Origin of the sequence: Streptomyces odontomachicola (assembly GCF_039605595.1) — a bacterium.
In the GTDB taxonomy this organism is placed as follows: Bacteria; Actinomycetota; Actinomycetes; order Streptomycetales; family Streptomycetaceae; genus Streptomyces.
Genome location: NZ_JBCFOK010000005.1, coordinates 1 through 14,207, shown reverse-complemented (window position 1 = coordinate 14,207; position 14,207 = coordinate 1). Strand labels below are relative to the sequence as shown.

The window sequence follows — 14,207 nt, the reverse complement described above, 5'->3', positions numbered from 1 at the left end:
GATCAGCTCCTGGGGGACGGTGCGTCGGAGGCGCCGGGCGTCTTGGTGACGGTCACCGTGGGTGCGGGCTTGGGCTTCTTCGGCTTCTCCGGGCGCAGCACCTCGTTCCGCGGGTCCTTCTTCGGCGCCTCGACGACGACGCCGACCACGTCGAGCTTGCTGAAGCCCACATACGGCTTGACGTCGACGGAACGGGTCAGGTCGCCGGCGTTGTCCACCCGGCTGACCTTGCCGACCGGGACGCCGGGCACGAACGGCTTGTCGTCCTGCGACCCGAAGGTCACCAGGCGCTCGCCGCGCTTGACCTCGGCCTTGCCGTTGAGGAGCTGGACGTTGAGCCCGTCGCTGCCGCGTCCGGTGGCGAAGCCCAGCTCGCTGCTCTTCTCCATGCGGGTGCCGACGGTGAAGTCCGGGTCGGTGGCGAGCAGCACGGTCGAGGTGGAGGGCCCCACGGTGGTGACCCTGCCGACCAGTCCGTCACCGTTTATGACGGTCATGTCGCGGGCCAGCCCGTCCTCGCTGCCCGCGTCGATGGTGACCGTCCAGGAGAAGCCCTGGGCCGCGCCGATGCCGATGACCTGGGCGCCCTTGATGCCGTAACCGCCTGAACCGGCGGTCTTCATCAGTTTGTCCAGCTCCTTGGCACGGGCACGGGTCCGGTCGCTGGAGCCGAGCTTCTGCCGCAGGGAGGCGTTCTCCTGCTCCAGTCGGCTTATGCGGCCGTGCCGCTCACCGGAATCCCGTACGGCGTCGATCGCATTCCCCACGGGGTCGACCGCGGAGGAGACGCCGTTCTCCACAGGACCGAATACGGACGCGGCCCCCTGCCGCGCACTGTCGAGCGGGGTCCGCTCGCCTCCCCTGAGATCCACCGTGATCAGTGCGAACGCGATGGCGATCAGGAGGACGAGCAGCAGCCGGCTTTCTCGTGTGTCCCTCACGTGCGGCGGCCGTGCCCTTTCTGCTGTCGGAAAGTGCGGTCTCGGTGCGGTGCTGCCTCGGTGCTGCTGCTTCGGTGCTGCGCTGGCTCTGTGCTGCTGTATCGAAGGTGCCGTTTTCCGGAACAGTTAACGATCCGCCGCGCGGATGGGTAGCCATCCGGCGGCGGATCGTTGAATTCAGGTCATCGTCGCGGCTGCGCGTCGAGCACCTGCTGGAGTGCCTCGAACTCCTCCACGCACTTTCCGGATCCCAGTGCCACCGAGTCGAGCGGGTCCTCGGCGATGTGGATCGGCATTCCGGTCTCACGCCGCAGCCGCTCGTCCAGGCCGCGCAGCAGGGCGCCGCCGCCGGTGAGCACGATCCCCCGGTCCATGACGTCCCCGGACAGCTCGGGCGGGCACTTGTCGAGGGTGGTCTTGACCGCGTCGACGATCGCGTTGACCGGCTCCTCCATGGCCTTGCGCACCTCGGCCGCGGAGATGACCACCGTCTTGGGGAGCCCGCTGACCAGGTCCCGGCCGCGGATCTCGGTGTGCTCGTCCTTGTCCAGGTCGTACGCCGAACCGATGGTGATCTTGATGCTCTCGGCGGTGCGCTCGCCGAGCAGGAGGCTGTACTCCTTCTTGATGTGCTGGATGATCGCGTTGTCCAGCTCGTCGCCGGCCACCCGGATCGACTGGGCGGTGACGATGCCGCCGAGCGAGATGACGGCGACCTCGGTGGTGCCGCCGCCGATGTCGACGACCATGTTGCCGGTGGCCTCGTGGACCGGGAGGCCCGAGCCGATCGCGGCCGCCATCGGCTCCTCGATGATGTGCACTTGTCGGGCACCGGCCTGGGTGGACGCCTCGATCACGGCGCGGCGCTCGACTCCGGTGATCCCGGAGGGCACGCACACCACGACGCGCGGACGGGCCATCCAGCGGCGCTTGTGAATCTTGAGGATGAAGTAGCGGAGCATCCGCTCCGTGATTTCGAAGTCGGCGATCACACCGTCCTTGAGAGGACGTACCGCCACGATGTTGCCGGGGGTCCGGCCGATCATCTTCTTCGCCTCGGCTCCGACCGCGAGGATGCCGCCGGTGTTGGTGTTGATGGCGACCACGGACGGCTCGTTGAGGACGATCCCGCGACCCCTGACGTACACCAGCGTGTTGGCGGTCCCGAGGTCGACAGCCATATCACGGCCGATGAACGACATGTTGTTCGCCATAGGATGCGTCTGGCCTTCCAACTGGAGCGATGGTGTGTAGGAGGACGGCAGGAGATGTGAACGCGCATGGGCTGCCCGGCGCGAGGTTCCATCGTAGACGCGGTCGCTCGAACACGTAGCGAGGGTTCCTCCGCCATTGTCAGCGGAACACCGGTCGTCCTCGACAGTTGTGACGTCGTGTCGGGGTGAAGCGTTCCCCCGAACAGCCGTGCATATGCTGAAGGGCGACCGAATCACGTCGGTCGCCCCAGGTCAACACGGGCGCGGGCTGTGACGCCCCGTCAGTTGTCCGCCCTGTGGTTATCAGCCCGCATCCGGGAAGAAAATCTTCAGCTCGCGTTCCGCCGACTCGGGGGAATCCGACGCGTGCATGAGATTCTCGCGCACGATCGTGCCGTAGTCCCCCCGCACCGAACCGGGAGCGGCGGCGATCGGATCGGTGGGCCCGGCCAGCGCGCGCACCCCCTCGATCACGCGCTCGCCCTCCACGACCATCACCACGGACGGGCCCGAGGCCATGAACTCCACCAGCGGCTCGTAGAAGGGCTTGCCCTCGTGCTCGCCGTAGTGGGTCTCCAGGACGCTGCGCTCCAGGGTGCGCAGGTCGAGGGCGGTGATCCGCCACCCCGCCTTGCTCTCGATCCGGCCGATGATCTCGCCGATGAGGGAACGCCGGACGGCGTCCGGCTTGAGGAGAACGAGAGTGCGCTCGGACATGGTGCGACTCCTAGCGGGTCAGGATGTGCAGGTCAGGATGTATACGAGTGCCAGAGGCTATCGGGTCGGCGGGAGCCGCCCGCACCCGGACCGTGCTCGTCCCGGCCACCGGCCGGCGGCGCGGGCGCCTACGCCGTGCCCGGCTCGGCGCCCGACGCGCCCGGCGCACTCTGCTCGCTCTGCGCCGCGAAGCGCGCCTTCGCCTCGTCGATCTTCCGGCCGAAGTGCACCGAGCACCACCACAGACCGGCGAAGCAGACACCCAGGATGAACATCATCGGGACCACGAACCCCGAGGCGATCAGGGCGAGTTGGAGCGCCCAGCCGAGCTGTATGCCGCCCGGACGGGTCAGCATTCCGCTGAGCAGCACGCACAGCAGCATGGCGGTGCCGCTGACCGCCCAGATGGTGCCCGTACCGACATCGGTGGTCCGCATGGCGACCAGGCCCGCGAAGCCGATGATGAAGAACTCCCCGATCAGGGTGGAGGCGCACAGGGTCCGCATGGCTACTTCTTCCTTCCCGCGCCGCCGAGCAGCAGCCGGGCCTCTCCGACCGTGATGACCGAACCGGTCACCAGGACGCCCGCCCCGGAGTACTCGTCCTCCTCCTCGGCGAGCGTGATGGCCTCCTCGATCGCGGCGTCGAGACGCGGCTCCACCTGCACCCGGTCCTCGCCGAAGACCTCGACGGCGATGCCGGCGAGCTCGTCCACGTCCATGGAGCGGGCGGTGGAGTTACGGGTGAGCACGACCTCGGCGAAGATTGGCTCGAAAGCCTCCAGGAGACCGCGCACGTCCTTGTCGCCGCTCGGGCCGACCACGCCGATCAGGCGGCTGAAGTCGAAGGCCTCGCTCACCGCCTCGGCCGTCGCGCTCGCGCCCGCCGGATTGTGCGCCGCGTCCAGCAGCACGCTCGGCGACGCGCGCACGAGCTCCAGCCTGCCGGGCGAGGTGACCTGCGAGAACGCCGTACGGACGACCTCGGCGTCCAGGGTGCGGCCCGGCTCGCGGCCCACCCCGAGGAACGCCTCGACGGCGGCCAGCGCGACCGCCGCGTTGTGCGCCATGTGCGCGCCGTGCATGGGGAGGAAGACCTCCCCGTACTCACCGCCGAGGCCGCGCAGTGTGAGGAGCTGCCCGCCGACGGCGACCTCGCGGGAGACCACGCCGAACTCCATGCCCTCGCGGGCCACCGTGGCGTCCACCTCGACGGCCTTCTTGAGGATCACCGAGGCGGCCTCGACCGGCTGCTGGGCCAGCACCACGGTGGCGCCCGGCTTGATCACTCCGGCCTTCTCCACGGCGATCTTCTCCGGGGAGTCGCCGAGCCTGTCGGTGTGGTCCAGCGAGATGGGGGTGATCACGGAGACGCCCGCGTCGATCACGTTGGTGGCGTCCCAGGTGCCGCCCATGCCGACCTCGACGACGCCGACGTCGACCGGGGCGTCGGCGAAGGCCGCGTACGCCATGCCGGTGAGGACCTCGAAGAAGGACAGCCGGTAGTCCTGGCTGTCGTCGACCATGCCGATGTACGGCTTGATGTCCTCATACGTCTCGATGAACTTCTCGGCCGGGACCGGGGCGCCGTCGATGCTGATCCGCTCGGTGATCGACTGGACGTGCGGCGAGCTGTACCGCCCGGTGCGCAGGTCCAGGGCGCCGAGCAGGGCCTCGACCATGCGGGCCGTGCTGGTCTTGCCGTTGGTGCCGGTGATGTGGATGGTCTCGTACGACCGCTGGGGGTCGCCGAGCACGTCCATCAGGGCGCTGATGCGGTCCTTGGAGGGCTCCAGCTTGGTCTCGCCCCAGCGGGTGGCCAGCTCGGCCTCGACCGCGCGCAGCGCCTTGTCGGTCTCCGGATCCTCGGGGCGCGCGGGCACCTCGGACTGCGGCGGCCCCGACTGGGCGCGCAGGGTGCGGCTGCCCGCCTCGATCACGGCGAGATCGGCGTCCCGCTCCGTCTCCTCGCCGACGATGCCGTCGAACTCGGAGGGGTCGGGGATGCCGGTGAGGTCGGAGAGGCTGTCGGACAGCCCGGCCTCGTCCGAGTCGTCCTCGAAGCTGGTGATGTCCGGCACGGCGAGGTCGTCGCCGTCGTCTCCGGTCTCGTCGCGCGGGTCGTCGGGCTCGGGCGGGTGCGGGTGCTGGTCGCTCACGCGTCCCAGTCTACGGACCGGCTACGACAAGCCGGGACCGTCCCTCGTTCGCCCGCGGAGAGGCGTACGCGCCGTGCACGGAGAGGCGTACACGGCGCCCGCGCAGGCCCTCTCGGAGAGCCGTACGGCGGTGGCGGTGCGGGGTGCGCTGCCACCGCCGTACGGTCGCCTCTGCTCAAGAGCCGGTGCTCACGCCTGCGGGAGCGTCTCCAGCTGGCGCTTGATGCGCTCGATGTCCGACTCGGCGGTGGACTGGCGCGTGCGGATCTTGTCGACCACATGGTCCGGGGCCTTCGCGAGGAAGCCCTCGTTGCCCAGCTTGGCGGTGGTCTGCTTCAGCTCCTTCTCCGCCGCCGCCAGGTCCTTGTTCAGCCGCTTGCGCTCGGCCTCCACGTCGATCGCGCCGGACAGGTCCAGCGAGACCGTCGCGCCCTGCACCGGGAGCGAGGCCGTCGCCTGGAAGCCCTCGCCCGCGGGCTGGAGCCGCAGGAGCTGACGGATCGCGGGCTCGTGCGGGGCCAACGGCGTGCCGTCCAGGGCGAGTTGGGCCGGGACCTTCTGGCCCGGCTGGAGGCCCTGGTCGGCGCGGAAGCGGCGGACCTCGGTCACGACCTGCTGGACCGTGGCGATCTCCCGCTCGGCCTCCTCGTCGCGGAAGCCGGAGTCGGACGGCCAGTCGGCGACCACCAGCGACTCACCGCCGGTGAGCGTGGTCCAGAGCTGCTCGGTCACGAACGGGACCACCGGGTGCAGCAGCCGCAGCATGACGTCCAGCACCTCGCCGAGCACGCGCTGCGAGACCTCGGCGGCGCGGCCGCCCGCGGCGAAGGTGGTCTTGGAGAGCTCGACGTACCAGTCGAAGACCTCGTCCCAGGCGAAGTGGTACAGCGCATCCGAGAGCTTCGCGAACTGGAAGTCCTCGTAGTGCCCGTCCACTTCGGAGACCACCGAGTTGAGCCGGGAGAGGATCCAGCGGTCGGCCGCGCCCATCTCCTCGGGGGACGGCAGCGGGCCCTCGACCGTCGCGCCGTTCATCAGCGCGAAGCGGGTGGCGTTCCAGATCTTGTTGGCGAAGTTGCGGGACGCCTTGACCCAGTCCTCGCCGATCGGCACGTCCGTACCGGGGTTGGCGCCGGAGGCGAGGGTGAAGCGGAGCGCGTCCGAGCCGTACGCCTCCATCCAGTCCAGCGGGTCGACCACGTTCCCGAAGGACTTGGACATCTTCTTGCCGTGCTCGTCGCGGACGAGTCCGGTCAGCGCGATCGTGTGGAACGGGGCGACGCCGTCCATCGCGTACAGACCGAACATCATCATCCGGGCCACCCAGAAGAAGATGATGTCGTGGCCGGTCAGCAGCACGTCGGTCGGATAGAACTTGCGCAGGTCCGCCGTGTCGTCCGGCCAGCCGAGCGTGGAGAACGGCCACAGCCCCGAGGAGAACCAGGTGTCCAGGACGTCCGGATCCTGGTACCAGCCCTCCCCCGTCGGCGGCTCCTCGTCCGGGCCGAGGCAGCGGACCTCGCCTTCGGGTCCGTACCAGACCGGAATGCGGTGGCCCCACCAGAGCTGGCGCGAGATGCACCAGTCGTGCATGTTGTCGACCCAGTCGAAGTAGCGGTACGCCATGTCCGACGGGTGGATCTGGACGCGGCCGTCGCGCACCGCGTCGCCGGCCGCCTGCGCGAGCGGGCCCACGTTGACCCACCACTGCATCGACAGCCGGGGCTCGATGGTGGTGGCGCAGCGCGAGCAGTGCCCGACGCTGTGGACGTACGGGCGCTTCTCGGCGGTGATGCGGCCCTGGGCGCGCAGCGCGGCCACGATCGAGGAGCGGGCCTCGAAGCGGTCCAGGCCCTCGAACGGGCCGTGCGCGGTGATCACGCCGCGCTCGTCCATGACGGTCAGCATGGGCAGGCCGTGCCGCTGGCCGATGGCGAAGTCGTTGGGGTCGTGTGCCGGGGTGACCTTGACCGCGCCGGAGCCGAACTCCGGGTCCACGTGCTCGTCCGCGACGACCGGGATCTCGCGGTCGGTGAGCGGGAGCTTGATGGTGCGGCCGACGAGGTGCGCGTACCGCTCGTCCTCGGGGTGGACCGCGACCGCGGTGTCGCCGAGCATCGTCTCGGCGCGGGTGGTGGCGACGACCAGGGAGTCCTCGCCCTCGCCGTAACGGATCGAGACGAGCTCGCCGTTGTCCTCCTGGTAGTCCACCTCGATGTCGGAGATGGCCGTCAGGCAGCGCGGGCACCAGTTGATGATGCGCTCGGCCTGATAGATCAGCCCGTCCTCGTACATCCGCTTGAAGACGGTCTGGACGGCGCGCGAGAGGCCCTCGTCCATGGTGAAGCGCTCGCGGCTCCAGTCGACGCCGTCGCCGAGCCGACGCATCTGGCCGAGGATCTTGCCGCCGTACTCCTCCTTCCACTGCCAGACGCGGTCGGTGAACGCCTCGCGGCCCAAGTCCTGGCGGGACTTGCCCTCTTCGGCGAGCTGCTGCTCGACCTTGTTCTGCGTGGCGATGCCCGCGTGGTCCATGCCGGGGAGCCACAGCGACTCGTAGCCCAGCATGCGCTTACGGCGGGTGAGCGCGTCCATCAGCGTGTGCTGGAAGGCGTGCCCGAGGTGCAGGGAACCGGTGACGTTCGGCGGGGGGATGACGATCGTGTACGGATCGCGCTCGCTCTTCGCGTCGGCCTCGAAATAGCCCCGCTCTACCCAGCGCTCGTACAGCTTCCCCTCTACCTCGGCCGGCGTGTACTGGGTCGGCAGATCTGCGGGGGCGGCTGCGATGGGCCCGTCGGTGTCCGGGCGCTGCTGAGTGTTCTCGGTCACGGGGGCCAGTGTACGGGCGCGAATGTGGCGGTCTCGAATCGGTTTGGAGGGGGGTGCGGCGGCCCTGTGACCCATCCGACAGGATGTAGGACGCGCATAAGCGTGCATGCACATGCCCAGCAGGGAGCCGGGCCGCCAACGGGAGGGAACACCGCCGTGAGTTTCAACCAACCGGGACCGTACGGCCAGCAGCCGGGCCAGCCCGGCCCGTACGGCCAGACGCCGCCCCCGCCGCCTCCGCCGGGGCAGCCGCAGGGCGCGCCGAATCCTTACGGCGGTGCGCAGGGACAGCCCGGTTACGGCTACCCGCAGGCGCCGCAGCAGGGCGGCTTCGGCCAGCAACAGCCGCCGCAGCAGGGCGGGTTCGCCCAGCCGGGCCCGTACGGACAGCAGCCCGGGCCCTACGGCTACGGCCAGCAGCCCGGCATGCCGCCGATGGCCCCGCAGAACGGCGGCAACAAGACCGGCAAGACGGTCGGCATCATCGCCGCGGTGGTCGTGGCGGTGGCGGTCATAGGCGGCGGCGTGGTCTTCCTCGCGGGAGGCGGCGGCCCGGACCCGTACAACGTGACGACGCCGAAGACGCTGCTGTCGGGCGAATACTCCATGGCCCGTGACAAGAACCAGCAGGACCTCATGGGTAGCAAGGACCTGACGCGGAACGGCAAGGCCAGGATGCTCGGCGTCGACAACGCCAAGGGCGTGGGCGGCGGTTACACCAGCATCAAGCGGGAGAGCCTGATGCTTTACGGCGTCAACGGCGATGTACAGGACCCGGAGCAGGCGGTCGACAAGCTCTTCGCCGAGGCGCACAGGGGCCAGGAGAAGAACGCCCAGGAGCAGGGGGCCGAGATCGAGCGCACGAAGCCGCTGGAGTCCTACTCGCCGTCCGGCTTCGACGGCACGGTCATGAAGTGCGAGACCAACAAGTCCTCGAAGACGATAGGCACCACCACCGCCAGCAACACGGTGAGCAGCTGCGCGTGGGCGGACGAGTACGCGGTCGGCCTGGTCGAGCAGATCGGCGCCGCCTCCCCGGGCAACCCGAACATCACGGGCATGAGCGCCGAGGAGCTCTCGGAGAAGACGGCCAAGATCCGCCAAGAGGCCCAGGAACCGCGCTGAACGCGTCGGCGGTCTGAGCGCAGCTCGCGCTCAGACCGCCGTCAGACGTGAAGTCGGCGCACCTGTCGTGCAGGAGGCGCCGAAGGCGCCTACGCGCTCTTCTCGTGCCGCGTGTTCTGGTCGCCCGCGTTGCGCGAGCGGGGCACCAGGGTCGGGTTCACGTTGTCGTGGACCGCTTCCTCCGTGATGACCACGCGCTCCACGTCCTTGCGGGACGGGACCTCGTACATCACCGACTGGAGGACCTCCTCCATGATCGCGCGGAGCCCTCGCGCTCCGGTCCCCCGCAGGATCGCCTGGTCGGCGATGGCCTCCAGGGCCGGGCGGTCGAAGTCGAGCTCGACGCCGTCGAGTTCGAACAGGCGCTGGTACTGCTTCACCAGGGCGTTGCGCGGCTCCAGCAGGATCTGGAGCAGCGCCTCGCGGTCGAGGTTGTGCACCGAGGTGAGCACCGGGAGGCGGCCGATGAACTCCGGGATCATCCCGAACTTCACCAGGTCCTCCGGCATGACCTCCTCGAACTGGTTCGTCGCCTCCAGCTCGCGCTTGGAGCGGATGTCCGCGCCGAAGCCGATGCCCTTGGTGCCGGCCCGGGACTCGATGATCTTGTCCAGGCCCGCGAAGGCGCCGCCCACGATGAACAGCACGTTCGTCGTGTCGATCTGGATGAACTCCTGATGCGGGTGCTTGCGCCCGCCCTGCGGCGGCACCGAGGCCGTGGTGCCTTCGAGGATCTTGAGCAGGGCCTGCTGGACGCCCTCGCCGGAGACGTCGCGGGTGATCGACGGGTTCTCGCTCTTTCTGGCGACCTTGTCGATCTCGTCGATGTAGATGATCCCGGTCTCGGCCTTCTTGACGTCGTAGTCGGCCGCTTGGATCAGCTTGAGCAGGATGTTCTCGACGTCCTCGCCGACATAGCCGGCCTCCGTCAGCGCCGTCGCGTCGGCGATGGCGAACGGGACGTTGAGCATCCGCGCGAGGGTCTGCGCGAGCAGCGTCTTGCCGGAGCCGGTGGGCCCGAGCAGCAGGATGTTGGACTTGGCCAGCTCGATGCCGTCGTCACGGCCGGCGGTGCCGTTCTCCCCGGCCTGCACCCGCTTGTAGTGGTTGTAGACCGCGACCGAGAGCGCCTTCTTCGCGGCCTCCTGGCCGACGACGTACCCCTCGAGGAATTCGTAGATCTCGCGGGGCTTGGGGAGTTCGTCCCAGCGCACCTCGGAGGACTCGGCGAGCTCCTCCTCGATGATCTCGTTGCACAGGTCGATGCACTCGTCACAGATGTAGACGCCAGGGCCCGCGATGAGCTTCTTCACCTGCTTCTGGCTCTTGCCGCAGAACGAGCACTTGAGCAGATCGCCGCCATCACCGATGCGTGCCACGAGGAGCTTCCCCTTCGCCTGGGATCCGTCGGCCGGACGGACCGAGCTACGTGCTCTCCGACGGTACCTTGCCCGGCCGCCGGAATGGGCCCCCCTTGGGCCGACTCGATACCGACGCGCTGAACCCGCCATCGGCCCAAGGGGGCACGGGACTTCGCAGTCCGTCAGACTCCGACAGTCCCCGTCGTACTGCTTCAGACTCCGACAGAGGACTTACGGGTCGTGACGATCTGATCGACCAGACCGTACTCCAGAGCCTCCTCGGCCGTCAGGATCTTGTCCCGCTCGATGTCGTCGCGGATCTGCTCGATGTCCTTGGTGGAGTGCTGCGAGAGCATCTCCTCGAGCTGCGTACGCATCCGCTGGATCTCGTTCGCGGCGATCTCCAGGTCGGAGACCTGGCCGCGGCCGGTCTCGCTGTACGGCTGGTGGATCAGGACGCGGGCGTTGGGCAGCGCCATCCGCTTGCCGGGGGTGCCGGCGGCGAGGAGCACGGCGGCGGCCGAGGCGGCCTGGCCCATGCACACGGTCTGGATGTCCGGCTTCACGAACTGCATCGTGTCGTAGATCGCGGTGAGCGCGGTGAACGAGCCGCCGGGCGAATTGATGTAGAGGGAGATGTCCCGGTCCGGGTCCATCGACTCCAGGCACAGGAGCTGCGCCATGATGTCGTTGGCCGAGGCGTCGTCGATCTGCACGCCGAGGAAGATCACCCGCTCCTCGAAGAGCTTCGCGTACGGGTCGTACTCGCGCACGCCCTGCGAGGTGCGCTCGACGAAGCGCGGAACGATGTAGCGGGACTCGGGGGTGGGGCCCGTGTAACGCCCGGAGGCGCCGAACTGCTCGGCCGCGCCGGGGAATTCCGGAAGGTTGCTCATCTTCAGGCTCTCCTGTGAAGGGCTGGGTGCGGTGGGGGTGCGGAGCTCGAATCCGGCGGGGCTCACGCGCCCGTACCGCCGCCGCCCGGAACCTGGGCAGCGGAGCCGTAGACCTCGTCGATCAGGCCGTACTCCTTGGCCTCCTGGGCGGAGAACCAGCGGTCGCGGTCGGCGTCGCGGGTCCACTGCTCGACGGACTGCCCGGTGTGCTGTGCCGAGAGCTCGGCCATCTTCTTCTTGGTGCGCAGCAGCTGCTCGGCGTGGATCTTGATGTCCGAGGCCGAGCCGGCGAGGCCGGCGGACGGCTGGTGGATCAGGATCTCGGAGTTGGGCAGCGCGAAGCGCTTGCCGGGGGTGCCGGCGCTGAGCAGGAACTGACCCATCGACGCCGCGAGGCCCATGGCGATCGTGACCACGTCGTTCTTGATGTACTGCATGGTGTCGTAGATCGCCATGCCGGCCGTGATCGAGCCGCCCGGGCTGTTGATGTAGAGGAAGATGTCCTTGTCCGGGTCGGCGGCAAGGAGCAGAAGCTGCGCCGTGATCTTGTTGGCGATGTCGTCGTCAACGGGCTGGCCCAGGAAGATGATCCGCTCGTTGAGCAGCCGGTTGTAGACCTGGTCGCCGAGGCCACCACCAATGTTGGGCTCAGCGGCGGCGGAAGGCATCGGAAGCGTCACGTGTCCACCTGCTCGTATCCGGACGGTCGCTCGTCGGCTGGCCGTCACTGGGGTCTGCGTGTACTTGGGACCCTAACGCGCGGGTCGGACATAGCCATCCCGGTCTCTGACCTGTTCGCTGTGAGCGCATGGGGCTGCGATGCAGGTCCGCCGGTCGGCGAGGGGGTGGCGGGGGCGCCGGCGCGGGGCGCGCGGCGGCCGCCGGGGAGCCCCGACTCCGCCCCGGTTCCACCGTGGCGGAGCGTGCCGGTCCGGCGCTCCGGTCCGGGTCCCTGGAAACCGGAACAGGGCTGCTCCGGCGCGCAAGGCGCCGGGCAGCCCCGTACGGAGAGGGTGAGCGGGTGGCTCAGCCCTCGGACTTCTCCTCGGACTTGGCCTCGTCGGCCTTGCCCTCGGTCTCGGCGGTCTCGCCCTCGGCGGCCTCACCGGACTCGGCCTCGACCGTCTCGGCGGTCTCGTCCTCGTCGTCCAGCTCGACGGTCTCGCCGTTGGTGTCCTTCACGGTGGCCTTCTCCACGACGGTGGACAGGGCCTTGCCGCGGGCGACCTCGCCCACGAGCATCGGCACCTGGCCGCCCTCGACGACCGCCTGCGCGAACTGGTCGGGGCTCATGCCGGAGGACTGCGCACGGCGCATGAGGTGCTCGGTGAGCTCCTCCTGGCTGACGTTCAGGCTCTCCTTGTTGACCAGCTCGTCGAGCACGAACTGGGTGCGGATGCCCTTCTCCGCCTGCTCCTTGAGCTCGGCGTCGAAGTCCTCCTCGGTCTTGTCCTGGAACTTCAGGTACGTGGCGAGGTCCAGGCCCATCTGCGCGAGCTGCTGGTTGACCAGCTGGTCCTTGCGGGTGTTGACCTCGTCCTGGAGGAGGTTCTCCGGGATCGGGACCTCGACCAGCTCCAGGAGGGCGTCCAGCACCTTCTCCTGGGCCTGCTGGGCCTGCTCGCCCTTCTTCTGCTGCTCCAGGCGCGTCCGGCTGTCGGCCTTCAGCTCCTCGAGGGTGTCGAACTCGGAGGCGAGCTGCGCGAACTCGTCGTCCAGCTCGGGCAGTTCACGCGCCGAGACGGTCTGCACGGTGACCGTGACCTCGGCCTCCTGGCCCGCGGCCGAGCCGCCCTTGAGCTCGGAGGTGAAGGTGGCGCTGCCGCCGGCCTCCAGGCCGGTCACGGCGTCGTCGATGCCGTCCAGCAGCTCGCCGGAGCCGATGGTGTAGTCGACGCCCTCGGCGACGCCGTCCTCGAGCACCTCGCCGTCGACCTTGGCCTCAAGGTCGATCTTGACGACGTCGCCCTCGGCGGCGGCGCGCTCCACGGCGTTGGTGGAGGCGAAGCGCTCGCGGAGCTGCTCGACGGCCTTGTCCACGTCTTCGTCGGAGACCTCGGTGGCGTCCACCTCGACCTCGATGCCGGAGTAGTCCGGGATCTCGATCTCGGGACGCACGTCCACCTCGGCGGTGAAGGCGAGCAGCTCGTTGTCCTTGAGCTCGGTGATGTCCACGTCGGGCTGGCCGAGCGGGTTGAGCTCACCCTCCTCGACGGCGGACTGGTAGAGCTTGGGAAGCGCGTCGTTGACGGCCTCCTCCAGGACGGCGCCGCGGCCGAACCGCTGGTCGATGACTCGCGCAGGGATCTTGCCCTTGCGGAAGCCAGGCACCGAGACCTGCTCGTTGATCTTCTTGTACGCCGCGTCGAGGCTGGGCTTGAGCTCCTCGAAGGGCACCTCGACAGTGAGCCGAACCCGGGTGGGGTTCAGGGTCTCCACGGCGCTCTTCACGGTCGGTCTCCTTGGGGCTGACTTCTGGATTACACGTTTGCGGTTAGACGCTTGAGCGGCGCCCCATATGCGGCTCGGCAGGAAACTCGAGGAGTATGCGGACACGGCACAGGCACGCGCGTCATTCATAGTACGTGGTCGGGGTGGCCGGATTCGAACCGACGACCTTCCGCTCCCAAAGCGGACGCGCTACCAAGCTGCGCCACACCCCGTCGGTGCGACACGTAGAGTACATGCCGTACGATGCTCATCGTGCCGCTCCGACGGCCCCCTGTTGTGACGGAGCTCTGGCGGGTGCCAGTGAGTGCTGATCATGGGATCGTGTCGGCTGAGGCGCATGCGGGCGTAGCTCAATGGTAGAGCCCTGGTCTTCCAAACCAGCTACGCGGGTTCGATTCCCGTCGCCCGCTCCACACACGGCCGCGGCCGTTCTGCGCGTGCGGCCGTGTGCGTGCGCGGGCGCGCGGTCAGAAGTTGATCTGGTTGATAGTGTCCGCTATCGAGCTCATGAA

General features: G+C 68.9%; 11 protein-coding genes and 2 tRNA genes. 2 read left to right on the top strand and 11 right to left on the bottom strand.

Going from position 1 to position 14,207, the window contains the following annotated elements:
* Positions 1–2: 2 nt before the first annotated feature.
* The 6 genes from mreC to ABEE00_RS10125 all read right to left on the bottom strand — a co-directional run bounded on the left by mreC (position 3) and on the right by ABEE00_RS10125 (position 7,862).
* Complete coding sequence (gene mreC / locus ABEE00_RS10150) at positions 3–941, bottom strand: rod shape-determining protein MreC (RefSeq protein ID WP_345745005.1); 939 nt, start codon at positions 939–941, stop codon at positions 3–5.
* A gap of 182 nt (positions 942–1,123) precedes the next feature.
* Entirely contained in the window at positions 1,124–2,143 is a 1,020-nt protein-coding gene (locus tag ABEE00_RS10145) for a rod shape-determining protein (RefSeq protein ID WP_345745414.1), read from the bottom strand.
* A gap of 315 nt (positions 2,144–2,458) precedes the next feature.
* Positions 2,459–2,872: a nucleoside-diphosphate kinase gene (gene ndk / locus ABEE00_RS10140; protein ID WP_345745004.1), complete on the bottom strand. Its 414-nt coding sequence runs from the start codon at positions 2,870–2,872 to the stop codon at positions 2,459–2,461.
* 128 nt (positions 2,873–3,000) lie between these two features.
* Complete coding sequence (locus ABEE00_RS10135) at positions 3,001–3,378, bottom strand: DUF4233 domain-containing protein (RefSeq protein ID WP_345745003.1); 378 nt, start codon at positions 3,376–3,378, stop codon at positions 3,001–3,003.
* 2 nt (positions 3,379–3,380) lie between these two features.
* Positions 3,381–4,907: a bifunctional tetrahydrofolate synthase/dihydrofolate synthase gene (gene folC, locus ABEE00_RS10130; RefSeq protein WP_345745413.1), complete on the bottom strand. Its 1,527-nt coding sequence runs from the start codon at positions 4,905–4,907 to the stop codon at positions 3,381–3,383.
* A 312-nt stretch (positions 4,908–5,219) separates the two neighbouring features.
* A complete protein-coding gene (locus tag ABEE00_RS10125) occupies positions 5,220–7,862 on the bottom strand; it encodes a valine--tRNA ligase (RefSeq protein ID WP_345745002.1) in 2,643 nt (880 codons plus the stop codon).
* Positions 7,863–8,018: 156 nt separating this feature from the next.
* On the opposite strand from ABEE00_RS10125, the gene ABEE00_RS10120 reads away from it, so the two are divergent.
* Complete coding sequence (locus ABEE00_RS10120; RefSeq protein ID WP_345745001.1) at positions 8,019–8,987, top strand: hypothetical protein; 969 nt, start codon at positions 8,019–8,021, stop codon at positions 8,985–8,987.
* Positions 8,988–9,076: 89 nt separating this feature from the next.
* Here ABEE00_RS10120 and clpX read toward each other — a convergent pair whose 3' ends face one another.
* The 5 genes from clpX to ABEE00_RS10095 form a co-directional block, all read right to left on the bottom strand.
* Positions 9,077–10,366 (bottom strand): ATP-dependent Clp protease ATP-binding subunit ClpX, encoded by a 1,290-nt coding sequence (clpX, locus tag ABEE00_RS10115; protein WP_345745000.1) that lies wholly within the window; start codon positions 10,364–10,366, stop codon positions 9,077–9,079.
* 194 nt (positions 10,367–10,560) lie between these two features.
* Positions 10,561–11,244 (bottom strand): ATP-dependent Clp protease proteolytic subunit, encoded by a 684-nt coding sequence (locus tag ABEE00_RS10110; RefSeq protein WP_345744999.1) that lies wholly within the window; start codon positions 11,242–11,244, stop codon positions 10,561–10,563.
* 62 nt (positions 11,245–11,306) lie between these two features.
* A complete protein-coding gene (locus ABEE00_RS10105; RefSeq protein ID WP_345745412.1) occupies positions 11,307–11,912 on the bottom strand; it encodes an ATP-dependent Clp protease proteolytic subunit in 606 nt (201 codons plus the stop codon).
* Between the two features lie 358 nt (positions 11,913–12,270).
* On the bottom strand, positions 12,271–13,695 hold the full coding sequence (gene tig / locus ABEE00_RS10100) for a trigger factor (RefSeq protein WP_345744998.1): 1,425 nt from the start codon (positions 13,693–13,695) through the stop codon (positions 12,271–12,273).
* A 135-nt stretch (positions 13,696–13,830) separates the two neighbouring features.
* Positions 13,831–13,907: transfer RNA gene (locus ABEE00_RS10095), tRNA-Pro, on the bottom strand.
* Between the two features lie 127 nt (positions 13,908–14,034).
* Here ABEE00_RS10095 and ABEE00_RS10090 point away from each other — a divergent pair.
* Positions 14,035–14,108 (top strand) — tRNA-Gly (locus tag ABEE00_RS10090).
* The last annotated feature ends 99 nt before the right edge of the window (positions 14,109–14,207 follow it).